Below are 23,714 nucleotides of genomic sequence, written 5' to 3' on the forward strand. Positions count from 1 at the left end.
CGAGGAGAGGTGTCGAGTTGAGCTCAAAGCTGAGCGTCGGCATCCACATCCTGACCGTACTCGCCTTGAAGCGAGGCGAGGCCCTGACTTCGGAATACATTGCAGGGAGCGTGAATACCAACCCTGTGGTCATCCGCAGGTTGCTGGGCCTCTTCCGCGCGGCCGGTTTTGTCGAGTCCAAGACGGGCGTCGGAGGGGGTTGGTTGCTGGTGGCCGACCCCTCGGCCATCAATTTGCTTGAAGTTCTCCGGGTGCTTGAGCCCCAGCATCAGATGTTTGCTTTGCACCATAGCGAGCCGAACCAGGAATGCTTCGTCGGGTGCAATATCCAGAAAGTTTTGATGGAAATCTATGACGAGGCCTGGGAGGGGATGGCCAAGCGGCTTGAACGTTCGACCATCGCGAGCGTCACGGCCACGCTCCTTGAGCGGTTGCAAGCCTGAACAGCGCTTCACCTCGTGACGAGAGGCGAGCCGCTACCGGCTTGATCTCTCGGCGATGATCCTCGACGATCTCGGAGTCAGGAAAGAAACGAGGCCATCGAGGACGACGAAGATGCTCAGTTGGGGAAGGCTCGCGATTCCGAGGACTTTGGCAGTGATCGCAGGGATGGCGGTCGGGACGATCCGGGCCGAGGAGCCCCAGCCGCGTCCCTTGCCGCTCACCGAATCGGCGCAGAAGATGACGCTGCCCGAAGGCTACAAGGCGACCCTGTTCGCGGGAGAGCCGGAGGTTCATCAGCCGATCGCCTTTACGATCGATCCGAAAGGCCGACTCTGGGTCGTCGAATGCTACTCCTACCCGATCTGGCTCAATGGGCCGCAAAAGAAGGACCGGGTCATCATCCTGGAAGACACCGACGGCGACGGTCGGGCCGACCAGCGCAAGGTATTCTATGAGGGGGGGACGAGCCTCACCGGAATCGCGCTCGGCTTCGGTGGCGTCTGGCTCAGTGCCACACCGAACCTCCTCTTCATCCCGGATGCCGACGGCAATGACATGCCGGACGGCCCGCCCGTCGTCAAGCTCGACGGCTGGGACGAGAAGGCCCAGCACAATATGTTCAATGCCCTGAACTGGGCGCCCGATGGCTGGCTCTGGGGCTGCAACGGAATTCTGTCGAACTCGCGTGTCGGCAAGCCCGGCACCCCCGACGAGAAACGGGTCGGGATCAACTGCGGTGTCTGGCGCTACCATCCGACCCGGGAGGTCGTCGAGGTTGTCGCCCACGGCACTACGAATCCTTGGGGACTCGACTTCGATGAGCGGGGTGAAGCGTTCATCACCAACTGCGTGATCCCGCACCTGTTTCACGCCGTTCCCGGGTCCCGGTTCCAGCGGATGTTCGGCCAGGACTTCAACCCATTCAGCTATGAGTTGATTCCCACCTGCGCTGACCATGTTCACTGGGACACCACCGAGAAGTGGAGCGATATCCGCCGACTCGGGGTCACGCAAACGACCGATGAAGCCGGCGGCGGCCACGCGCACGTGGGGGCGATGATCTACCTCGGCGACAACTGGCCCGACGCGATGCGCGGCTCGGCCTATACCTGCAACATCCACGGCCACCGGGTCAACCGCGACAAACTGGAGCGGTCGAAGTCAGGCTATGTCGCCCGCCACGAGAAGGATTTTCTGCTGGCGAACGACAACTGGTTCCGTGGCCTGGAACTGAAGTATGGCCCGGATGGCGGGGTCTATCTGACCGACTGGTCCGACACCGGCGAGTGCCACGAGAATGACGCTGACAACGCCCACCGCGAGAATGGTCGAATCTATAAAATTACGTTCGGGGATACGAAGCCGGCGAAGCGGGACCTGGCCCAACTGAGCGACACCGAACTGGTCGGCCTCCAGAGCCACAAAAATGAGTGGCAGGTCAGAACCGCGCGGCGGCTTCTCCAGGAGCGGGCGACGTTGGGCAAGGACGTTTCGGCTGCTCGAACCCAGCTCGAAGCGCTTCTCCACTCCGATTCGGAGGCGTCCCGGAAACTTCGGGCGCTCTGGTCCTTGAATGCCATCGGCGGGACCACCGAGGGCGCGCTCACCGCCTTGCTGAGCGATGCCCACGAAGACCTTCGCTCCTGGGCGGTCCGGCTGCTTGTCGACGCGAAAACACCGTCCGCCGAAGCGCTTACGCGCTTTGCGGAGTTGGCGAAGTCGGACCCCTCGCCCAAGGTGCGGTTGACCCTCGCCTCTGCTCTGCAGCGGCTGCCAGTCGAGACCCGATGGCCGATTGCCGAGGCCCTTGCCTCGCATCCCGAAGATGCCGCCGATACCCCGCTTGTCCTGATGACCTGGTACGGCATCGAGCCCCTGGTGCCGGCCGATCGAGCACGGGCGGCGTCGCTGGTTGAGGTCGTCGCGATCCCCAAGCTGAGGCAATTTCTCACCCGCCGGATCATCGCGGCCGACACGGAGCAAGGTTTGGCGGTCCTTTTGCCGAAGATCGAGTCGGCCAACGACAACACCAGGCGCGACCTTCTGACTGGAATTCACGAGGCGCTTCGCGGTCACAAGCAGGTGCCCGTTCCCGAGAGCTGGGCGAAACTGTTCGGCCACCTCACCCAGAGCAAGGACGCGGCGGTCCGCGAGCAGGCTGCGATGCTCGGCTTGCTGCTTGGCGATGCGAAGGCGATCGAGGCCCTCCAGGCGACGCTTGGATCGAAGCTGGCCGAGGCGGGCGAGCGGCGACGTGCTCTGGAGGCTTTGGCCGAACGTCGAGTGGCCGGCCTGACTCCCGCCCTCCAGCAACTCCTGGACGATCCCGCCTTGCGTTCCCCGGCGATCCGTGCCCTGGGAGCTTACGGCGACCCCACGATTCCCCCGAGTTTGCTGAAGCGTTACCCGACGCTTGGCGAGGCGGATCGCGATGATGTCGTCGCCACGCTTGCCTTACGGCCTGCCTCGGCGAAGGCCCTCTTGGAAGCGGTTCGTGCGAACGTTGTCCCACGCCGCGATATCTCGGCGACAGTCGCCCGCCAGATCCTCGCATTTAATGATGCGGAATTGACCAAGCAGCTGGAGTCCGCCTGGGGCACGCTCCGCCGGACTTCGGCCGACAAGGTCGCGCTGATGACGAAGTACAAGACCGCGCTGACCTCTGACGCCGGCCGCACGCCCGACGCCGGCCGTGGCCGGCTCGTCTTCAACAAGACGTGCCTCCAGTGCCACAAGCTCTTCGGTGCCGGTGGCGACGTCGGTCCCGAACTGACCGGCTCCGACCGGGCGAACACTGACTACATCCTCGAGAACGTGCTCGATCCGGGGGCGGCGGTCGGACGAGACTTCCAGCTCACCACGATCGCCACGACCGACGGCCGGCTGCTGAACGGAATCATCCGCGAGCAGAATGAAGCCTCGATCACCGTCCAGACCGCCAACGAACGGCTGATCCTGCCTCGCGAGGATGTCGAAGAGGTGAAAGTCTCCAACGCTTCGATGATGCCCGAGGGCCTGCTTGAAAAGCTCTCACCTGAAGAGGTCCGCGATCTTTTCTCTTACCTGTCCGCCCCCACGCAAGTGCAGCCGGCGGAAGGGCAAGACTGAGAAGAGACCTTGCTGTTGTCTGAAGACTTCAAGAGTCGGATGGCGACGGCTTCAAGGAACCGGACTTCACTCAGTTGGGTAACGCAGTCAGCATGTTGGCGAGCGGGGAGCGTAAGCTCCCTGTTCATTGACTCACAATGTCAGGGAGTTGACACTCCCCGCTCGCCTTCAACGATTTACCCCTGACCAGGCTAAAGCATGGGACCTGAATGACGAGATGGCGGTTGACTTGCCTCAAGGAGTCTTTCCGTCTGATGCCGCGGCCTTCTGGAACGATTCACGGACGTTGGAGGCATCGGCGTTCGGGAAGTTTTCCCGTTGGACCATCAGCACGTAGATCCGCTCCTTGGCTGGATCAATCCAGGCCTGGGTCCCGTAGGCTCCGCCGTGCCCGAACGTTCCGGGCGAGAGCATGGCGGTCACCCCCTGCGGCTCACGGACGACGCACCAGCCCAGGCCCCAGCCATTGCCTGGCGTGAAGCCTGTTTTCAGGTCCTTCGTCTGGGGCGAGGTCATCAGTTTGACGGAGTCCGGCTTCAGGTAGCGCCGCCCTCCGAATTCGCCACCACGAAGGATCATTTGGCAGAAACGCCCGTAGTCAGGAGCCGTCGAGAAGAGGCCTCCGTTGGCCGCAGGAAACCGATCGCGATTTGTCGGGGCCTTTCCGTTGAGGATCCGGTTCTCGGCCAATTCGAGCTCGCCTTGGCTCGTCTTTCGATACGACTTTGCCAGTCGTGGCAGTTGCTCGTCGGAGAGGTAGAACGTCGTGTCCTTCATTCCGAGCGGTCCCAATAATCGCCGATCGAGGAACTCATCGAACGGAATGCCCGAGACAACCTCCACAATCCGCGCGGCGGTGTTGATCCCCGACTGGCAGTAGACCCACTTCGAGCCGGGTTCAAAGGCGACCGGCTTGGCGACGTACAAGGGGATTAGGCCGGCCAGATTCTTGATCTCACGGGCCTCTTGGGGCGAGATTTCGCCCATTCCCGAAGTGTGGGTCAGCAGGTGCTGGATCGTGACCCGCGCGGGTTCTCCCTTACTCGTGGCAAGCTTCGCGAATTCCGGCAGATACTTTTCGACCGGATCGTCGACGGAGAGCTTCCCTTCTTCCTGAAGCATCAGGACGGCGGTCGCCGTCACCGGTTTCGTCATCGAAGCGATCCAGAAGATGGTATCGGGTCGCATCGGCTTGTTACCGCCGATGTCGGCTTTGCCCGAGGCGTCAAGATGCACAGTCCCGTCGGGCGTCGCGACGAGCGTCACTGCACCGGAAATCTCGTTGTGCTCGATGGACCGGCGCATCTCCTTGCCAACTGCGGGGAGGGATCCTGGTTCGTCAGGTCCGGCCGTCTCCTGGGCCCCCATGACGCTGGTTGCTACCAAGACGAGGGTAATCGAGGCGAGGGTTCCGGCGAGCATGGAAACCGGAAATCGGGTCATGTGACTTTCCTGTTGGTGAAATAAAATCATGTGCACAAATTTTTTAGGTTTTGCTGACGAACTCCGTGATTCCTGAAAAACAAAGACATGAAGTTAATTCAGAATGCTGATTTTACGTGGAGCTGAAACTTGGAGCCGTTGTTCGACAACGAAACGCTGACAAACGCTCGCTTGTTCGCAGCGAATAATGTCTCTTTCCGTTGGATCAGCTCCTTGACAAACTTCCACGCTTTAGCCAGTTCATCCTCCGGGGCACCTCGGAGAGTCGCTTTAAAGTACGTCTCGATCGAGGCTTGCCGCTGTTTTTCGGGCAGTAGAGCGGCATTCCATCCCAATATTGCCAGATTGAAGAGACTGCGGAGTTCGGTTTCGCAGTTCGCCATGGGAAGGTAGGGCTCGGCGAAATCCCTCAAGACGTCGGACATACTCTCCTGCCCGAACATCTTGGAATTGGCGATAGAGACGACCGAGACCGGAGAGGGGCGATCTTGTTTGAAGAGCCGCCGGGGCGGTTGGTGTTTCTTGCGTGCTGACATGCTCTCCCCTTCCCTCTGCGAGTGATTGAATGCAGCGTCTTTCGCGTCGGCTTCTTTTCTCCACATGAGGCGGCGATGAGTGGCTGCCGTTTCTCAGATGCGATGTCCAGATTCTGCGTTCCTCGCCCGGTGTTCCATCATCCCTCATCCGATTCGAGCGAACAACCGGAGACTGTTCAATCCGCCTCTTCAAGCCGGCCGGGGAACGAATGCAGGTGGGCAGACCCCACTCCTCGGCGCAAGATCGATGGAATAAGATGTGGGACTTGAGTGACGGCGAGTCTGACGAAACGGGGGACGACCGATGCGCCGGTGCGACTGGGCGACCAATGAACTGGCGATCCGCTACCACGATGAGGAATGGGGCGTCCCGGTCCACGACGATCGCCGCTGGTTTGAGTTCCTCATTCTCGAAGGGGCTCAGGCGGGTCTCAGTTGGGATACGATCCTCAAGAAGCGGGAAAACTACCGGGCCGTCTTCGATGACTTTGATCCGGCTCTCGTCGCCTGCTATGAAGAAAAGAAGATCGACGCCCTGCTCGCCGATCCTGGCGTCATTCGCAACCGCCTGAAGATCCATTCTGCCATCAAGAATGCCCGGGCGTTCCTGGAGGTCCAGCAAGAGTTTGCCAGCTTTGACTCCTTCATCTGGGGTTTTGTCGGAGGGGCCCCCGTCACAAACACTTGGCGGACGCGCCAGGAAGTCCCGGCCCGATCGGATGTGTCCGACGCTTTGAGCAAGGCCTTGAAACGCCGCGGTTTCACCTTTGTAGGGTCGACAATCTGCTATGCACTGATGCAAGCGACAGGCCTGACCAATGACCACCTTGTCGATTGCTTCAGGCACGCCCAGGTCGGATAAATTGTCTTGGACGAGGTAGGACGTTCGGAAGCCGGCGAACCCAGTCCGGGTTCAGGTTTGGCGAATCTGAGAGGATGGTATTGATGATTCAGCATGTTCGCGGCCTCGCTGGGATTCTGGCCTTGGCGACCTGGGTGTTGGCTGTCGCGGAGGTCCAGGCGGATGAACGGCTCAAGGATATCGCCTGCCGCTCGGTCCATCTTGGCTATCCCGCTCCAGAGGGGGTTGCGTTTTCCAACGAGATCACGATCCAACAGTCCGCCGTGGGCACCTACTTCATGGTCTGTGGCTGGGACAAAGGCTATTTCGGTCTGCAAGAACTCGGCAACGGCAAGAAGTTGCTCATCTTCTCGGTCTGGGATTCGGAACAGAACGATCCCAAGGCCGTTCAGGAGGACCATCGCACCAAGTTGATCAGCAAGGATGAAAAGGTCCGCACCGGGCGGTTCGGGGGCGAAGGGACCGGCGGACAATCCTTCTTCGACTACGACTGGAAGGTGGGGACGACGTATCGGTTTCTTGTTGCCGCGAATGTCAAAGGCCAACGCACGGAGTACTCGGGCTACTTTTTCGTTCCCGAGAGCCAAGAGTGGAAGCATCTGATTACATTTTCGACAGTCACTGGCGGAAAATTTCTGAGTGGCTACTACTCGTTTATTGAAGACTTCAAACGGGACCGCATTTCCGCGACCAAAGCCCGCCAGGCCCGCTTTGCCAACGGTTGGGTCATGGCCAAGAATGGTGACTGGACCTCGCTCTCAAAAGCTCGATTTACCGGCGATTCCAACCCGGTCACCAACATCAACGCGTTTGTCGATGGCGATCAATATGCTCTGGCGACCGGCGGTGAAACCGAGAACAACGGGGTGAAGTTGCGTGAGTTGATGAGCTTGCCCTCGGGAGAGAAGCGAAAGCCGCCTGAGGGTCTGCCTCGCATCGAGCTCTTGGCCTCGGCCGACAGTCGCGAAGCCGCCCAACCGAGTTCGGCTCCGCTGCCGGTTGCTCAACAGCTTGCCGGCCTTCACCTACTTCAAGGACCGTGGGACGAGGGGAACGTCCACCGTGAGAGCGTCTTGTTCGTGCGCAGCGAGGACGGCAAGTCGTCGGCCAAGCTGCTCTTCGACGCCGAACGGGTGATCGCCGTTCAGAGTGCCGACGGCCAGCGATGGTTCGAGGCTGAGCGAGACTTTGCGGTTGCCCCGGACGGCTCCGGGCTGGTTCTTGCTCCCCACTCGACAATTCCTTTTTTGAACGAGACCGACTTCTTTGTTCCCAAGGGGTCGGCCAATAGTATCGGCCATCGTGCTGGGCATCCCGAGACGAGTGTCCTGTTCGATAACAGTCACTACTTCCACGACCGGCAAATTGAAGTGAGCTATGTCCCACGCGGGGCGAAGTGGGACGCTTACCGGCCGAAGTTCGCTGCTGAGCGGTTGGGGCGTACCCTTGCCAAGCTCAAGAAGAGAGAGGCCCTGACCATCGCCGTGAGTGGCGACAGCATCTCCGAGGGCTTCAATGCCTCGGAGTTCACCAAGACCAAGCCTTTTATGCCTCCCTATCCGACCTTGGTCGCCGCTCAGTTGGAACAAACTTACGGTGCCAAGGTCACGTTGCACAACCTCGCGGTAGGAGGCTGGTCGTCGGGGCAGGGGGCGAGCAACATCGACAAGGTCTTGAAGTGCAAGCCGGACCTCGTGCTCATCGCCTACGGGATGAACGATGTCGGGACCCGCAACCCGGAAGCATTCAAGGCGAACATCAAGTCGATGCTGAGCCGAATTCAGGAGGCGGCCCCCACGACCGAGGTCATCCTGATTGCGACGATGACCGGCAACCCCGACTGGATGGCGACTCCCCCCGAGATGTTCCCTGTGTACCGGGACGCGCTGGCGACACTGGAAGGGCCAGGCGTGGTCCTTTCGGACCTGACGGCCGTTTGGCAGCGCTTGCTGAAGCGGAAGCGTCATTTCGACGTGACCGGCAACGGCGTCAATCACCCCAATGATTACGGCCATCGGGTCTATGCCCAGGCGATCCTGGGTTTGCTGGTCGATCCCGAATCCAACGATCGTAAAGCCCCCTGAGTTCTCCGGCCTGTCAAGTTGCCCACTGCTTTGGATGCGGGCAAGGAAGAATTGCGGGTTGTCAGGGCGTTCAAATTCTTCAAAGGCAGGGAACAATCGGCGCGAACATAACGTAACAGTGCTGGGGAAGTTGAGACTGTCTTCAAGCCCCCTTCGACAGAATCACTCCGAGCCGCCACGAGGAGGCCGCATATGATGACCACGATCTCCGAAACGACCGTGTGGCAGCGTAATCTCGCGTCTGTGATCCGATCAGGCCTGATCGATCGGGCCGAGGTGGTTGAGTTGCGAGGTCTTCACGCCGTCGTGGGAATCTATAAAGACGGTTCGTATTCCGCCCCGCTGGCCAAATACAGCGAACGCCGCCGAGCGGAGGATGCCGTGGCCATCGTTCATCGCCTTGCCGAGCCCGCGGCTCTGGTTGAAGCCAACTGAGCCGTTACCGTTGCCCCGCAATTTGAAAAGAAAATCACGCCCGCCTTGGCCGCATTGGACCGAGGCGGGCGTTCTTGTTGGGAAAGGGCCTGTCCTTTGCAATGCCGATCCCCAGCCCAAGGAATCTGCGCGGCCCGATCCGTGACCGTTGAATTAGGATTCAGGCTCAATGATTCCGAAGGTGAACTGCTCTGATTCTAAGGACGCAAGAGGGCTGGCGGAGATGACTCCGTCAGCCCTCGGTTGTCGTCCGAAGTGGTCGGGCTACCAGCTTCCACCTTGCTCCTCAGTGTTGCCGGTGTCTCCGCCGTCCTGGTCGTCGGCACCACCACCCCAATCGCCACCCCCCTGGTCATCGGTGCCGCCACCCCAGTCGCCGCCGGTTTCGGCCGGCTCGTCGTTGCCACCGCCCCAATCACCGCCGGTTTCGGCTGGCTCGTCGGTTCCACCGCCCCAGTCGCCACCGGTCTCGGCCGGTTCTTCGGCGCCGCCGCCCCAGTCGCCGCCGAGACCGGCCTGATTGACCTCGGGTGCGTGGCCTTCGGGAGCGTTGGTGCCCCAGTCGGCGCCGACACCTGCGTTCGGGTCGTAATCTTCGGAGGGTGGTCCGGCCCCAATGTTCGCGTCAGGGTCGAGTGGGTGACTGCTCTGGTGGGGGAAGACACCCCCTTGCGTGGGGACCGGGCCCTGGGACTCGTGTGGACGGCCAAATTTATCGTAGAGGATGTTGCCGGCAATCGCTCCCGCCGCGCCACCGAGGGCACCTGTAATGAAACCACTGCCGCCGCCCCCACCCTGTTGCGGAGGTGGCATCGGAGCGCCGTAGCCGCCTTGTCCATAACCAGGAGGAGGCGGCGTGTACCCGTATCCGGGGCCGGAGCCTGGCTGCTGGGGCGCATAGCCAGGGGGCACGCCGGGGCGAGATCCGGGGGGATAGCCTGCCCCTGGAGCAGGCCGCGGTCCTGGTCCTCGGTCAGTCATCGCGTTCGGCGGCAGCGACTGGGGGAAGGGCTGGGGACTCCGGGAACGTCGGGTCATCAGCCAGAGGACGAGCAGCAAGGCGCCTCCGCCGAGCAGAATCATCGTCGTGGTCACGCCTTCGGACTTGGCCACACCTGGGTCGACCGGGGCAGGGGCCTTGGGAATGTCTCGCCCAGCGGGCTCGGCCTTCCGAGCCAGGGGACTCGGCTTGAGATCGGATACCGCGGACGACTCGGTCACGGCCTCGGAGTCCTGGCGGATGGCCGCGACGGCGTCGCGCAGACCAGTGTCGAACGCGTTCTTTTTGAAGGCTGCCGAGATCGTGTTCTCGACTGCGCGGGCCTTCTCAGGGGGGAAAACCTTCGCTGCCGACTCACTCGGCTGGGCGTAAATTTTGTGTTCCTTCTTGGCGATCAGGATGTAGAGACCGTGAACCTGGGCGGCGCGGGCTTTTTCAATCGCGGTATCGCGGAGGGATTTATCGCCAAGCGTCTCGACCGTTTCGATGACCGTCCCCCAGGGCGTCTTGTGACGGGCGGCCTCGAGAATTTCGTCGGCCTCCTTGACCGCCTCGGGCGAGAACAGCTTGGCGTGGTCGCGGACGCCCACTTTCATCGCGGCGCGGCGGATCTCGGCCACGGCGTTGAGCAGGCCCTCGTCATTTTCACTTTTGCGGAAGGAGCGGGTGAAGGCCTCCTTGACGAGTTCGAGTTCACCTTTGGTGAAGACCCGGCGGGCCGACTCACTCGCCTCGATGTCGAGCTTGTGCTCTTTCTTGGAGATCGCGACCGAGAGGCCCCGGATGTTCGCCTTCTTGGCGTTGTCGACGGCCACCTCTCCGGGCTGTCGGTCTCCGAACGTGTCATGAGTCTCGATGAGAACCTGCAAATGCTCTGAGTTCTCAACCTCACGGAGCACCTGCTCGGCTTTTTTGACGGCCTGGGCCGAGAACATCCCAGCCTGGTCACGAATGCCTGGTCCTTGTCCTTCCGGCGGGGCCTGTGCCAAGGCCGACGCGCCGAGGACAACCAAGACGGCGAGAGCGGTCGGTATCGTCCGTTTCATCCTCGCACCTCTTTCATTTGTTTCGGGAACGGGCCTGAGTTCAACAACCACCGAGACCGAGACCGGTTCTGTTCTGTTCGCTACCTCCACGCCGATCTTAGGTCGGAATTGAAAGGCTCAACACAGTTTCTGTGGAAAAATATGGATTGGACGGCTCCATTGGCTATCCTACCCGACACATCTCGCTCGCTGTTAGATACTACCGAAACGAGCGCGGCCGTTATTCCGTACGGTTTCCCGCCAACCCCTTCGGATTTGCGCAAGTCTTCAATGTAGGGAATACGACCGGCCGGACGGGCGACTGGACTCTCTCAACCATCGGCGTCAATGGAACGCGCCGGATGCGCTACGAAGCGACACATCAAGACTTCATCGCGCTGATCCGAGCTGCTGTTATCACAACAAAAGGGCGGTTTTCCCAAGGCACGCGTGCTCGATTCGTCGTTGGATTCGCCGATTCGACGAATTTGCTAGAACTTTCCATTGCCTAACGTCGGACAACTGTTATAGTGGTTAAACAATCCCAAAAAGACAGTTGTCGAATAGCCAAGGATGGCCGTTCGGGACCGCTCGCGAGGAATCGAGTCCATGCCTGCTCAGGATGAGCGAGGGCGAGGGCGGCGTTTGCGGCATGTTTGCCGAATGGCAACGGTCGGGGCCCTGCTACTCATGACCATCGGGTGTACACGGCGCTACTACCGTGACTTCGCCGACCGGGACACGTACCGGATCGTGGAGGATCGGTTGACCGACTGGCGATGGGACCTGCCGCCCCGTCCGGTCGAGGCCAATCCGAAGTCTCGGATCGGCGATATCCACGACCCGAACCACGAACCGATTCCGGTGGACGATCCCGGGGCCCGCCCCTTCCAGATCACGGCGGGGCGTCATTTCGAGTTCCTTGGCCAGAAGAAACGCGGTTGGGCGCCCGTCGAAAACCTCGATTGGCTGAGTGGCATCCCTCGCGACGATGATGGGAACCTGGTGCTCAGCAGCGCCTCGGCCATGCAGGTCGCGCTGGCGAACAGTCGCGATTACCAGACCAGTATTGAGGACGTCTACCTCAAGGCGCTCTCCTTGACTCTGGTCCGGTTCACCTTTTTTCCCCAGCTCTTCAGCAGCCAAACCACGCAGTATCGCCATTTCGGCGCGAACGCCAACGATAGCAATCAGCTTCAGCTCCTGACCCAGGACGGCCTGAACTGGACGTTTTATTCCGGTGCTCAGCTCCTGGTCAACTTCGCCAATAACCTGATCTTTGAATACAACGGCAAAGGGTTTCAGTCCGTCAATTCGGGGCTCGCCATCAGCCTGACCCAACCCCTCTTGCAGGGGGCCTGGGCGCGGAATTTCACACAGCCGCTGTCGCTGGTCGAGCGCCAGACGCTCTACACAATCCGCGATTTCGCGGCGTTTCGCCGTCTGTTCTACGTAAATACGGCATCAGGCTATCTGAATCTTTTGGCCTCGCTTCAGCAGGTCCGCAACACGCAATACCAAGTGGACCAACTGAAACATAATCTCGAGGAGCAGGACGCGCTGGTGAAAGCGGACTTGGTGGACCGGTTGCAACGCGACACCGTGGCCCAGAACTACCAGCAGAGCCGATCGGGCTTGCTTGGGCAGGAGGCCAGCTACCAGACGGCCCTCGACAGCTATCGAGTCGGTCAACTTGGCTTACCTCCCGACTTTCCGGTAAAGCTGGACGAGTCGCTGCTCAAGAAGTTCGAGTTGAACGACCCCCGACTCGACACGTTGCGCAAAAGTAACGAGACCCTCTATCTCGAGTTGCTTCAGCACGACGGGCCTCCTTCCAAAGAGATCATGGTCGACGCCACCAAACGCTTGCTCAGCGATTTCGAGGTGCTCCACGAGGTCGCCCTTGGCGTGGGTGAAGAGCTTGAGAAATGGCAGAAGCGCATCGCGTCGCAGAAGGGGCGCGTGGGGACAGGGGCCGGACCGCTCGAGCAGGATGAACTCGCCAGTTATCAAAAAGAAGTCGAGCTCTCGAAACAACTCACCGAAGGGTACAAGCTTTCTCACGCTGCACTGGCTGAGAGCAGCAGGGATACGCAAAAGTTCCTGGACGGTCTCGACAAGGCCGACCGTTTCGAGGCGTGGGCCAAGCTTCGCCAAGGACTTGTGAGCGGCGAATTCCGCGCCCGAATGACTGAGCAGCTTGTAATCGAGACCCAGGTGCGCGTTTACTTGATCGAAGTGAACAAGATCGACCTGACGCTCGAGCAGGCGATCTCCGTGGCGCTGGCGAACCGGCTCGACCTGATGAATAGGCTGGCCCAGGTGACCGACTCCTGGCGTCTGGTCGAATACGATGGCAACCAACTGCTGGCAGGGCTCAACGTCTTCTACAACGGCGACCTCCGTTCCGACCCGAAGAGCCTGGGCCTGGTTCGGTTCGACGCCCATGACAGCCAGCACGTGGTTGGGATCCGCTTCAATGCGCCGATCGTCCGGCGGCAGCAGCGGAATGTGTATCGGGCGGAGCAGATCGCCTATCAGCGTGCCCGGCGTGCCTACATGCTGAACCACGACACGATTGTTCAGCAGATTCGTTTGGATATGCGTCTATTGAATCTGAACCGGCAACAGTTCGAGATCAGCCGCGACGCCCTCTTGATTGCGGCACGCCAGGTCGATCAGGCCGAATTGAATGCCCGGACGAGCACCGGAGCCAACTCGGGCCAAGGGCAGACCGTCGGTACGCTCTTGGTGAGTGCGCAGCAAGCGCTGGTGACGAACAAGAATAGCCTGATCGGCAATTGGGTCTCTTACGAGATCGCGAGGATGACGCTTTTCAAAGATTTTGATGTCATGAATATTGACGCCCAGGGGGTTTGGACCAATGACAGCAGCGTACCCGCCTTCAACGGAGGACCCGTTCCCACCACTCCTGACCCCGTCGGAGCCCCCGTCGAATCCCTCCTCCCCGCTCCCGAACGGCCAGACCCTTCTCTCCCACCTCCCCCAGCCGCTTCGGCGAGCCCGTTCGCCGTTCCGTAAACTGCTGGTTCGTCTCCTCGTTTTGTTGACGGGCACGGCAGCGGTCGCGGGGGTCGGTTACTTTGGATTGATCCCGACTTGGGGGGGGCCGTCGAACAAGGATAAGCCGCTTTCGGTGCTCGTCAGTCGAGGCACGCTGCGGATCGTCGTCACCGAGCGAGGCAACCTTGAGAGCGTGAAGACCGTCGACGGCATCTGCGAGTTAGGGGGCTACCAGAACAAGATCATCCAACTCACCCCTGAGGGGAACCGGGTCGAGAAAGGGGATATTGTCTGCCGGTTCGACTCGGCTGAAATCGACAAGAATATCGCCCAGCAGGAGATCAAGGCCAAGCAAGCCTCGGCCAAGATCGAGACCAGCCGGCAAGAGGTCGAGATCGCCAAAAACAAGGGGGAAAGTGAGATCATCGCCGCCACCGTCGAACTCCAACTCGGCGAGCTTGACCTGGAGATGTACCAGAAAGGGACCTACATCTTCGAGACCGACGAGATCAAGGGAGACATCGGTTTGAAGGCCAAGAAGGTGGAGGAGTCGAAGAACAAGCTCGAACAGTTCCAGAACCTCCTCAAAAAAGGGTTCAAGAGCCCCAGCGATGTCCGCGCAGCCCAGAGCGAACTTGACGGCGACGAGTTGACTCTCCAAGGGGCCAAGGCAAAGCTCATGGTCAAGGAGAAATACGAGTACAAGCGCAAGTCGACCGAGTACAAGTCGAAGGTCGACCAGTCACGCAAGAAAGTGGCGCAAGCCACAGCCACCGAGAAGGCTTCGGTGGCCAAAGCGGACAGCGAGTACGAGTCGGCCAAGGCCACGTCCACGATCGAAGATCAGCAGCTCAAGGAATATCTGAACCAGAAGGCGAAGACTATTATCAAGGCGGATCAAGCCGGCATCGTCGCCTATGCAAATGAGTCATGGTACGACTCGAGCCGGCAAGTGCGCGAGGGGGCGACCGTCTACTCCAGGCAGAAGATTTTCAGCCTCCCGGATCTCTCGTCGATGCAGGTCAAGGTGAGCATCCACGAGTCCTTGATCAAGAAGATCAAGCCGGGCCAGCTGGCTGAGATTCGTGTCGACGCCTTTCCCAACGTGATCATTGTCGGTAAGGTCAAAACCGTGTCGCAACTGGCCGACTCCAATCGCGGCTGGATGAGTGGTGGAGTCAAGGAATACAGCACGGTCGTGGCCATCGAAAAGATGCCCAAAGAAGAGCTTCGCCCGGGGATGACCTCCGAGGTGAAAATCATGGTTGGAGAACTGCCGAGCGTCCTGCTCGTGCCCGTTCAGGCTGTGGCCATGCACAAAGGGAAGTTTTATGCATTTGTCGTCACCTCGAACGGAGCCGAGCGCCGGGAAGTCAAGGCGGGAGAGACGAATGAGTTCCAGATACAGGTCTTGTCCGGCCTGAAGGAAGGGGAAACCGTCGCCCTTGATGCACGCTCGCGGGTCGATGAAGAGTTCAAGAACGAAGAGAAGGACGAATTGACCAAGCCCGACTCCAAGGCACCCACTTCCACTTCAACTCCGAAGCAGCCATGAAATTCAACTGACGACGAGATCCCATGAGAATTCAATGCCTCGAAAGCCGTGGTGACTGTCTATGAGCAAGATCTGGAACATCATCCGCTTGGCGGTCCGCAATTTGGGACTGCACAAGCTCCGGGTTTTGCTGACGGCCCTTGGCTTGATCTTTGGAGTCTCGTCAGTGATCGCGATGCTGGCGATCGCCGAAGGGGCGAGCGCCGAAGCGCAAAAGCAACTGGCCGAACTCGGTGCGACCAACGTCATTCTGCAGAGCGCCAAGCCGGTCGACGACGTCAACCCGTCCAAGCAGTCCAATGACAGTTTCGTCTTCAATTATGGTCTGACGAATAAGGACTTCGAGCGGATCATGAATACGATCCCGACAGTCGTCGGAGCGACCCCGCTCCGCGAGTTCCGCAAGAACGTCCGCTATCTCGATCGTGAGCTTGAGGGACGGATCGTGGGGGCGAACCCCGACTGCTTGAAAATCACCGGGCAGAAACTCGCCAACGGGCGGTTCTTGACCGACCTGGATATGAATCTGGCTGCGAACGTTGCGGTGATCGGAGCCGAGGTGTCCCAGAAGCTATTCCCGTTCGGTGACCCGCTGGGAAAGGCTGTGCGGTTGGGGGAGAGCCACTACTATCGGATCATCGGAGTGACCGCCCACAAGGCTCCTTCGGGGGGCACGGGAAGTAGCCTCTCCGCTCAAGACTTGAATAAGGACGTGTATATTCCGCTGACCACCGATCGGGCTCGCTTCGGCGAGGTTCTCATGGGCGAGAAGCAGGGGCAGTTTTCAGCCGAACGGATCGAGCTCAGCCAGATCACCGTGACCGTCCGTGGGATGGATGACGTCAAGTCCACCGCCCACGCCTTGGAGAGCATGCTTCGTCAGTTCCACCCCAAAGTGGATTACAGGATCACGGTCCCCCTGGAACTTCTCGAAAAAGCCGAGGCGACCAAGCGCATCTTCAACCTCGTGCTGGGATCGATCGCCGGGATCTCCTTGATCGTCGGCGGGATCGGCATCATGAATATCATGTTGGCGACCGTCTCGGAACGCACCCGAGAGATCGGCATCCGTCGTGCCCTGGGGGCCAAGCGGCGCGATATCATCCTTCAATTCCTGATCGAGACGGTGGTCATCTCGGCCTCGGGCGGAGGAATCGGGGTCATCCTAGGGGTCGCCGTCCCCCCCTTGGTCGCCCATTTCTCGGGCGTCCCGGCCGTGATCCGCCCCGAATCACCCTTTATCGCATTCATAATCGCTTTGGTGATCGGTGTCATCTTCGGTGTTTACCCCGCCAGGCGCGCGGCCATGATGGACCCGGTCGAGGCGCTTCGCTCGGAGTAGGCCCGCTTACGAAAGTAAAAAGGACCTGTGCGCACAGGCTCTCAAGCATCCTGTGCGAATTCCGAGGACAGGACCAACGCCCAAACGAAATCCCTAACGTGCTCCTTTCACGTGAGCCAGTTGGCTCGCGCGGGAGAACGCCGCCTCATCCCATCGGCCCCCACAGCCCATTTTGGTGAGACTGCCATCGCAACAAGGCGGCTGGTTCCTCGCTGAGACTTATAAACGAGAGAGAGTCCAATTCATGGGGTCTCGGAACGACGATCGGGAGCATGCTGGGTTCGAGGACCCTGCGGCCCGACTGAGCCGCCGTTACTGGGGAGCGCTGGCGATCGTGGCGCTGTTGTTGGTCTTCAGCCAGGTGGTGGTCCAACCGCCGACCTTGAGGCTGTTGACCGACGCCCCGACGATCAACGTCGCGGGAAGACAGCGGATGCTTAGCCAGCGGATCGCCAAGGCGGGCCTGGCGATGAAGGGAGCGGCCGACGAGGTCGAACGGGCGGCGAGGCGCGACGAACTGGTCAAGGTGCTCGCGATCTGGACGGAGGCACACGACCAGTTGCGTCGTGAAGAGTCCGCAGGGGCGGCCGACCTCCGCCAAGGCGTTGAGCTTCACGAAGCCTTCGAGCAACTTGAACCGTTCTACGAGAGGATGCGCGACGCGGCCGCAAGTCTGCTGGCCGACGACGGTGACGCAGGGCTGGCGGGGCTGCTGACGGCCGAGACCGAGTACCTCCCGAGGATGGACCGGGTCGTCGGGCTCTATGAGCGCGAGGCCCAGGCCCATGTCAACCGCTTGAGTCGAGTCGGGTGGGGGGTGACCGCTTTGACCTTGCTCGCGCTGGCTGGGATCGGCCGGTTCGTCCTCAATCCCGCCACGGATCTGATCGGGCGTCAGGTTGCCGCCCTGCGCGGGTCACGTGACGAAATGGAGGAGCGGGTCCGCTTGCGGACCATCGAACTCCAGCGGCTCAACCACGACCTCGCACGCGAAGTCGCCGAACGCGTGCGGGCCGAGGGGCGACAGCGCGCCGCGGTCGAGCAGTTCAGCCACGTCGCCCGCATCACGGCGGTTGGCGAGATGGCCAGCGGCCTGGCTCACGAACTGAACCAACCCCTGGGCGCGATCGCCAACTACACCGAGGGGTGCCTCGTGGCCCTCGCCGCGCCGACCCCCGCGCTCGACGAGGTCAGGGGCGTGCTCGAAAGGATCCTCGCCACCACCCTTCGTGCCGGCGCAATCGTCCAACGGATCCGGAGGTTCGTCACCCGCCATGAATCGGTGCGCGAACCGATTGATCCCAACCGGCTGGTCCGGGACGTCGAGGAATTCCTCAATGACGAGGTCCGCCGTCGTGGAGTCACCCTCACGCTCGACCTGGCACGCGACTTGCCAAGTTCAACAGGCGATTCGGTGCAGATCCAGCAGGTCCTGGTCAACCTCCTTCGCAATGCCCTTGATGCCCTTTCCGCTTCACAAACCCAGAATCGAACCGTGGTTATCGCCACCAAGCCGGATGGGGACGGAGGCGTCGAGTTCCGAGTGACGGACAACGGAGAGGGTATTCGCACGGATCGCCTCGATCAGATTTTTGACGCATATTTCAGCACTCGTGTCGAAGGCATGGGCATGGGCTTGGCCATCAGTCGCACGATCGTCGAGGCCCATCATGGTCGAATCCGTGTCGAATCCGAACCTGGAGTTCGCACTACCTTCCGGTTCACACTCCCAGCCTCGGATATCGCGGATGAGCGAGAAGACGCAGAAGGAGAGGGGGGGCGAGGCGAAGGCGGAGCGTGAGCCGACCGTCTACATTGTGGACGATGACCTCGACATGCGGGACTCGCTTCAGTGGCTGATGAAGACGGTGGGCCTTCGCGCCGAGGTTTTCCCATCGGCATCGACCTTTCTCGAAGGTTTCAAGCCGGGGGTGCCGGGCTGTCTTGTGTTCGACGTCCGGATGCCGGGGACGAGCGGCCTGGACCTTTACGAAGAACTCGTGGCGCGGGGCGAGGGGATGCCTGTCATCTTCATCACCGCCTTCGCCGACGTACCGATGGCGATTCGGGCGATGAAGTCGGGGGCGATCGAATTTGTTGAGAAGCCGTTCAACCGCCAAGCCCTGCTCGATCGAGTCCAGCGTGCCATCAAGAACGACGTGGAACGACTTCGCATCAAGGCCGACCGCGAGGACTCCTTACGGAAGTTCCGCCTCTTGACGGACAAGGAACGCGAGGTCCTCGCCTTGATCAAGGAAGGTCAACCCAACAAAGCGATCTCGATGTCTCTGGGGATCACGCCCCGAGCCGTCGAGATGCGGCGGGCGGGCCTCATGAAAAAGCTGGGGGTCCGCAACTTCGCCGAGCTGCTCCGACTCACGATCGAAGTCGAGGCGACGATTGGCGGACGAGTCGCGGGCCCCCGTTAAGGTAAGGGTCACAGCCTCTGTCGAAGAACCTGGCCGGCGATATGGAAACCCTCCCGGGCCTGCATTCAGCAGAATCAGGAGCCCGAATCCTCCCTCGAAAGTCCTTGTCATCGCGCAACGGATTCACGTTTTGCTTCAAGAATTTTCGCCTGTTTTGATGGCGTTGCAGCACAAAAAACAGTCAGCCATGTTCCCTTCCTGATCGTGAACAACCGCGAGATCCCTTCGGTTTCCCGAAGTTGGGCGAGTGCCGGACCGAAGCCAAAAGCGTTGTATCGGCGGGAAAATGGCGAATCGCCAAAAAATGCCGCCTGGCGTGGTACAGGGCCTGCTTTTAGGAAGGGGTATCACCAACGACGGCAGACCGCCGGTCTCTCCCCCAGCGGTTGTTCTCGGAGGCGACGGACCCGATTGGCTGGTTCTGCTCGGTCCGAATCTGGCTGTGCTTTCCAAAGAGCGAAGGCGCGGTACGGGAGAGCTTCGCGATGAGTACGGTGGTAACGCCCTCGCCGGACATGCGTGGCGAGTTGACGCTGATCGACGCGATGCTTGACGAGCAGGGCGACTTGACGGCCGTCGAGCGGTTTACGCAGTTCCACGCCGGCGAGCAGGCTCCGCTTCGAGGGGGCGTGTACTCATCGCTCCTCCCGGCCCGCACACCGGGGCCGGGGCAGCAGTACGCCTTCGAGGTTGATCTCGACCGTTGCTCGGGGTGCAAGGCATGCGTTGCCGCCTGCCACTCGATGAACGGGCTGGACGAATTCGAGGCCTGGCGCGAGGTCGGCTTGATCGTTGGAGCCGTCGCGGGGCTGCCGGTCTTGCAGCATGTCACCTCGGCCTGCCACCACTGTCTCGACCCCGCCTGCCTGTCCGCTTGCCCGGTCGACGCCTACGAGAAAGACCCGGTCACGGGGATCGTCAAACATCTCGACGACCAGTGTTTCGGGTGCCAGTACTGCACTCTGGCCTGCCCGTACGACGTCCCCAAGTTTCACGCAAAAAAGGGGATCGTCCGGAAGTGCGACATGTGCTCCGACCGGCTCGAGGTCGGTGAGGCGCCTGCCTGTGCTCAGGCCTGCCCGCATGAGGCGATCAAGATCCGAGTGATCGACCGTGCTGAGGCGGTGGCGGTCGCCGAGTCAAACTCCTTCCTCAACACCGCGCCGGCCGCTGACTACACGATGCCGACGACCCGTTACCTCACGAGCCGTCCCGCGCAAGGTCCGGTGCGGGCGGGCGACTACTTCCGCAACGAGCCGGAGCACGCCCACGTCCCGCTCGTCGTGATGCTCGTGCTGACCCAGGCTTCGGCCGGTGGGTATCTCTTCGAAGCCGTGGTAAGGGCGATGGGCGGCGACGTACCGACCGCGCTCCCTTGGCTGAGCCTGGTGCTCGGCCTCGTCGGGATCAACGCGAGCCTGCTCCATCTGGGCCGGCCGCTTTACGCCTACCGGGCGCTCATCGGCCTCCGTCACTCTTGGCTGAGTCGTGAGGTGGCGGCATTTGGGCTCTTTGCCAACATCGCGCTGGCTCACGGAGTGGCCTTGTGGTTCCGGCCCGATGTGCTGGGCTTGTCGGCAGCGGCAGCCGCAGCTACGGGGCTCTTGGCGGTCTTCTGCTCGGTGATGGTCTATCACGTCGTTCGCCGACCGTTCTGGCGAGGGGGCCGCTGTGCATCGAAGTTCTTTGGCACTTCGGTCGTCATGGGCCTGGCCGGGGCGCTCGCGGCATCGGGCGGCGGGCAGCGACTGGCACTCGGCCTTGCCGCCGTCTCGGTGGTGAAGCTAGCCCTCGAGGTGTCGGTCCTGTTGCACCTTCGCGACCCGCAGATGACTTCGCTACGGCGCACCGCCTTGCTACTCCGTGGTCCACTCTTGCGGATCGCCGCGCTGAGGCTGGGGCTCGGGTTGATGGGAGGGATTGCCATGCCCTTGGCCGTTGCGACCGGTGCGGTTCCTGTGGCCGCGACCTGGGTCGCGCTGGCGGCGGTTCTTGGGGGCGAGTTGGCGGAACGCTACCTCTTCTTTGCGGCGGTAGTCCGGCCCAAGATGCCAGGAGGGTTGGCCTCATGACCGCGGCCCATACGATTCTCAACAAGCTTCGTTCCCTTGTCCGGGCACGTGACGGGATCCTGACCCAGGAACTCCTTCGCACTCCCGGCAAGTTTGGCCTCGGCCAGGTTCCGGCGCTCAAGGCCCCCGACGCGACGACGGGCGTGGTCTGCGGCTACTGCTCGACCGGGTGCGGCCTCACCGTCCACCTGCGTGAGGGAGAGGCCGTGAACCTAAGCCCCTCGGCCGACTACCCGGTGAACCTCGGCATGGCCTGCCCCAAGGGGTGGGAGGCGCTCACCGTCCTCGAGGCCGACGACCGTGCGACAACCCCGCTGCTCCGTGGTGACGACGGTATCCGCCGGCCGGTCGACTGGCACACTGCGATGGAGACGTTCGCCGCACGTTTCAAGTCGATTCAGGCCGAGCACGGGAACGAATCGGTCGCCTACCTCAGCACGGGCCAGATCGCCACCGAGGAGATGGCCCTCCTCGGCGCAGTCGCCAAGTTTGGGATGGGGATCAAGCACGGCGATGGCAACACCCGCCAGTGCATGGCCACAGCCGTCGTCGCCTATAAGCAGGCGTTCGGGTTCGATGCGCCGCCTTATACCTATCAAGACTTCGAGGAATCTGACTGCATCGTCCTCGTCGGCTCGAACCTCTGCATCGCGCACCCGATCATGTGGGAGCGCGTGATGAAGAACCGGAACGCCCCTGAGATCGTCGTCGTCGACCCGCGCCGCACCGAGACTGCCGTGAGCGCCACCCTGCACCTGCAGGCGCGGCCGAAGACCGATCTCGTCCTGTTCTACGGCCTGGCCAACCTCATGATCGAGCGGGGCTGGGTCGATCGTTCGTTCGTTGAGGCTCATACCTCAGGCTTCGACGACTACGCCCGGTTCGTCCGGCGGTTCGGCTTACTCTCCGTCGCTTATGAGACGGGCCTGGAGGCCCAGCAAATCGAGCACCTCGCCGAACTGATTCACCGCAAGAAGCGGGTCTCGTTCTGGTGGACGATGGGGGTCAACCAGAGCCACGAGGGAGTCCGCACCGCTCAGGCGATCATCAACCTCGCGCTCTTGACCGGCAACATCGGCCGACCGGGGACCGGGGCGAACTCAATCACCGGGCAGTGCAACGCGATGGGCTCACGGCTCTTCTCCAACACCACCAATCTTCTCGGCGGCCATGACTTCGCCGACCCTTTGCACCGGTCCAAAGTCGCTGGCGTGCTCGAGATTCCCGAGGACCGGATCCCCACTCAGGCCGGTTGGACGTACGACCGGATCGTCGACGGAATTCGCGAAGGAAAGATCCGGGGGCTCTGGGTGATCGCCACCAACCCGGCGCACTCCTGGATCCACCAGCAGGATTTCCGCCAACTGCTGGGCACGCTCGACTTCCTGGTCGTGCAGGACATGTACAGCTCGACCGAGACGGCCTTAGCCGCCGATCTCCTCCTCCCCGCCGCCGGCTGGGGAGAAAAGGAAGGGACGTTCATCAATTCCGAACGCCGGGTCGGCCTCATCAAGAAGGTGCGCCGGGCTCCGGGACAGGCCCTCTCGGACTTTCACATTTTCAAGCTCGCGGCCCACTATTACGGCTGTGGCGAGATGTTTAAGCGCTGGGAGTCTCCTGAATCCATCTTCCAGATCCTCAAGGCGCTCTCAGCAAACCAGCCTTGTGACTTCACAGGGATCCGCGATTACCGGTCCCTCGATGAGGCGCGGGGGATCCAGTGGCCCTACCCCGAAGGTGCGGCGGACCTTTCTTCGCAGCGCAGACTGTTTGCCGACGGCCGGTTCTATCACGCCGACGGCCGGGCGCGGTTTGTCTTCGAGAACCCCCGCCCGATGGGCGAGTCGCCTGACGACGAGTACCCGTTCCTGCTGCTCACCGGACGCGGCAGCGCCTCGCAGTGGCACACCCAGACGCGCACGGCGAAGTCGGGCGTGCTTCGGAAGCTCTATCCGGCGGAACTCCATGCCGAGATCCACCCGGCGGATGCGCGATGGCTGGGGATCGGGCCCGGTCAGGCGATGATCGTTGAATCACGCCGGGGTCGGGTGCATGCCAAGGCGTTCGTCACGCCGACCGTGGGGCAGGGGCAGGTGTTCCTCCCCATGCACGACCCTGTGACCAACACGTTGACCTACCCGGATTTCGACCCGAATTCCCGCCAGCCCGCTTACAAGGGGTGCGCGGTGCGAATCAGGTCCGAAGGCCCCGGTGCCCCACCTGAAAGCGTGCGATCAGACAGGCCATTGCAGGCTGGAAATGTCGGCACCGAGCGAGTGAGGAGCTGACGCCGGCTGAGAATCATTCGCGAGTCATCGTTCCTTGATTTGCTAGCATGTTGAATCGGAGTCCAGT

At 61.4% G+C, this 23,714-nt stretch carries 16 protein-coding genes; 13 read left to right on the plus strand and 3 right to left on the minus strand.

Going from position 1 to position 23,714, the window contains the following annotated elements:
* Positions 1-17: 17 nt before the first annotated feature.
* Complete coding sequence (locus tag SINAC_RS28125; RefSeq protein ID WP_015248962.1) at positions 18-443, plus strand: Rrf2 family transcriptional regulator; 426 nt, start codon at positions 18-20, stop codon at positions 441-443.
* A gap of 112 nt (positions 444-555) precedes the next feature.
* Entirely contained in the window at positions 556-3,552 is a 2,997-nt protein-coding gene (locus SINAC_RS28130; protein WP_015248963.1) for a PVC-type heme-binding CxxCH protein, read from the plus strand.
* A gap of 234 nt (positions 3,553-3,786) precedes the next feature.
* Here SINAC_RS28130 and SINAC_RS28135 read toward each other — a convergent pair whose 3' ends face one another.
* Entirely contained in the window at positions 3,787-4,995 is a 1,209-nt protein-coding gene (locus SINAC_RS28135) for a serine hydrolase domain-containing protein (RefSeq protein ID WP_015248964.1), read from the minus strand.
* A gap of 98 nt (positions 4,996-5,093) precedes the next feature.
* Entirely contained in the window at positions 5,094-5,531 is a 438-nt protein-coding gene (locus SINAC_RS28140; protein ID WP_015248965.1) for a hypothetical protein, read from the minus strand.
* A gap of 304 nt (positions 5,532-5,835) precedes the next feature.
* Here SINAC_RS28140 and SINAC_RS28145 point away from each other — a divergent pair, with 304 nt between their 5' ends.
* From SINAC_RS28145 to SINAC_RS28155, 3 genes are all read left to right on the plus strand, one after another.
* The gene (locus SINAC_RS28145; RefSeq protein ID WP_015248966.1) at positions 5,836-6,393 is read left to right on the plus strand and encodes a DNA-3-methyladenine glycosylase I; all 558 of its coding nucleotides are present in this window, start codon (positions 5,836-5,838) and stop codon (positions 6,391-6,393) included.
* Positions 6,394-6,476: 83 nt separating this feature from the next.
* On the plus strand, positions 6,477-8,477 hold the full coding sequence (locus tag SINAC_RS28150) for a DUF3472 domain-containing protein (protein WP_015248967.1): 2,001 nt from the start codon (positions 6,477-6,479) through the stop codon (positions 8,475-8,477).
* Positions 8,478-8,669: 192 nt separating this feature from the next.
* A complete protein-coding gene (locus SINAC_RS28155) occupies positions 8,670-8,912 on the plus strand; it encodes a hypothetical protein (protein WP_015248968.1) in 243 nt (80 codons plus the stop codon).
* Between the two features lie 264 nt (positions 8,913-9,176).
* Here SINAC_RS28155 and SINAC_RS28160 read toward each other — a convergent pair whose 3' ends face one another.
* Positions 9,177-10,958 carry a TPM domain-containing protein gene (locus SINAC_RS28160; protein WP_015248969.1) on the minus strand — a complete coding sequence of 594 codons (1,782 nt, stop codon included), beginning with the start codon at positions 10,956-10,958 and terminating at the stop codon, positions 9,177-9,179.
* Positions 10,959-11,104: 146 nt separating this feature from the next.
* Between SINAC_RS28160 and SINAC_RS28165 the strand changes: the two genes are divergently transcribed.
* The 8 genes from SINAC_RS28165 (at position 11,105) to SINAC_RS28200 (ending at position 23,647) form a co-directional block, all read left to right on the plus strand.
* Entirely contained in the window at positions 11,105-11,449 is a 345-nt protein-coding gene (locus SINAC_RS28165; RefSeq protein WP_020467486.1) for a hypothetical protein, read from the plus strand.
* 97 nt (positions 11,450-11,546) lie between these two features.
* Positions 11,547-13,979 carry a TolC family protein gene (locus tag SINAC_RS28170; RefSeq protein ID WP_015248970.1) on the plus strand — a complete coding sequence of 811 codons (2,433 nt, stop codon included), beginning with the start codon at positions 11,547-11,549 and terminating at the stop codon, positions 13,977-13,979.
* 115 nt (positions 13,980-14,094) lie between these two features.
* Positions 14,095-15,516 (plus strand): efflux RND transporter periplasmic adaptor subunit, encoded by a 1,422-nt coding sequence (locus SINAC_RS28175; RefSeq protein ID WP_020467484.1) that lies wholly within the window; start codon positions 14,095-14,097, stop codon positions 15,514-15,516.
* Between the two features lie 61 nt (positions 15,517-15,577).
* A complete protein-coding gene (locus tag SINAC_RS28180; RefSeq protein ID WP_015248972.1) occupies positions 15,578-16,858 on the plus strand; it encodes an ABC transporter permease in 1,281 nt (426 codons plus the stop codon).
* A 244-nt stretch (positions 16,859-17,102) separates the two neighbouring features.
* Positions 17,103-18,659: an ATP-binding protein gene (locus tag SINAC_RS28185; protein ID WP_015248973.1), complete on the plus strand. Its 1,557-nt coding sequence runs from the start codon at positions 17,103-17,105 to the stop codon at positions 18,657-18,659.
* Positions 18,607-19,287 (plus strand): response regulator transcription factor, encoded by a 681-nt coding sequence (locus SINAC_RS28190; protein ID WP_015248974.1) that lies wholly within the window; start codon positions 18,607-18,609, stop codon positions 19,285-19,287. Before SINAC_RS28185 ends, SINAC_RS28190 begins: the two co-directional genes overlap by 53 nt.
* A 485-nt stretch (positions 19,288-19,772) precedes the next feature.
* A complete protein-coding gene (locus tag SINAC_RS28195; RefSeq protein ID WP_015248975.1) occupies positions 19,773-21,359 on the plus strand; it encodes a DmsC/YnfH family molybdoenzyme membrane anchor subunit in 1,587 nt (528 codons plus the stop codon).
* Positions 21,356-23,647: a molybdopterin oxidoreductase family protein gene (locus SINAC_RS28200; RefSeq protein ID WP_015248976.1), complete on the plus strand. Its 2,292-nt coding sequence runs from the start codon at positions 21,356-21,358 to the stop codon at positions 23,645-23,647. Before SINAC_RS28195 ends, SINAC_RS28200 begins: the two co-directional genes overlap by 4 nt.
* The last annotated feature ends 67 nt before the right edge of the window (positions 23,648-23,714 follow it).

This window comes from Singulisphaera acidiphila DSM 18658, assembly GCF_000242455.2.
GTDB classification, from domain to species: domain Bacteria; phylum Planctomycetota; class Planctomycetia; order Isosphaerales; family Isosphaeraceae; genus Singulisphaera; species Singulisphaera acidiphila.

Excerpts from the sequence above, each read along its gene's own strand:
- SINAC_RS28150 (WP_015248967.1), top strand. The coding sequence starts at position 6,477 with ATGATTCAGCATGTTCGCGGCCTCGCTGGGATTCTGGCCTTGGCGACC.
- SINAC_RS28135 (WP_015248964.1), bottom strand. The coding sequence starts at position 4,995 with ATGACCCGATTTCCGGTTTCCATGCTCGCCGGAACCCTCGCCTCGATT.
- SINAC_RS28185 (WP_015248973.1), top strand. The coding sequence starts at position 17,103 with ATGGGGTCTCGGAACGACGATCGGGAGCATGCTGGGTTCGAGGACCCT.
- SINAC_RS28130 (WP_015248963.1), top strand. The coding sequence starts at position 556 with ATGCTCAGTTGGGGAAGGCTCGCGATTCCGAGGACTTTGGCAGTGATC.
- SINAC_RS28145 (WP_015248966.1), top strand. The coding sequence starts at position 5,836 with ATGCGCCGGTGCGACTGGGCGACCAATGAACTGGCGATCCGCTACCAC.
- SINAC_RS28140 (WP_015248965.1), bottom strand. The coding sequence starts at position 5,531 with ATGTCAGCACGCAAGAAACACCAACCGCCCCGGCGGCTCTTCAAACAA.
- SINAC_RS28170 (WP_015248970.1), top strand. The coding sequence starts at position 11,547 with ATGCCTGCTCAGGATGAGCGAGGGCGAGGGCGGCGTTTGCGGCATGTT.
- SINAC_RS28155 (WP_015248968.1), top strand. The coding sequence starts at position 8,670 with ATGATGACCACGATCTCCGAAACGACCGTGTGGCAGCGTAATCTCGCG.
- SINAC_RS28190 (WP_015248974.1), top strand. The coding sequence starts at position 18,607 with ATGAGCGAGAAGACGCAGAAGGAGAGGGGGGGCGAGGCGAAGGCGGAG.
- SINAC_RS28180 (WP_015248972.1), top strand. The coding sequence starts at position 15,578 with ATGAGCAAGATCTGGAACATCATCCGCTTGGCGGTCCGCAATTTGGGA.
- SINAC_RS28160 (WP_015248969.1), bottom strand. The coding sequence starts at position 10,958 with ATGAAACGGACGATACCGACCGCTCTCGCCGTCTTGGTTGTCCTCGGC.
- SINAC_RS28195 (WP_015248975.1), top strand. The coding sequence starts at position 19,773 with ATGAGTACGGTGGTAACGCCCTCGCCGGACATGCGTGGCGAGTTGACG.
- SINAC_RS28200 (WP_015248976.1), top strand. The coding sequence starts at position 21,356 with ATGACCGCGGCCCATACGATTCTCAACAAGCTTCGTTCCCTTGTCCGG.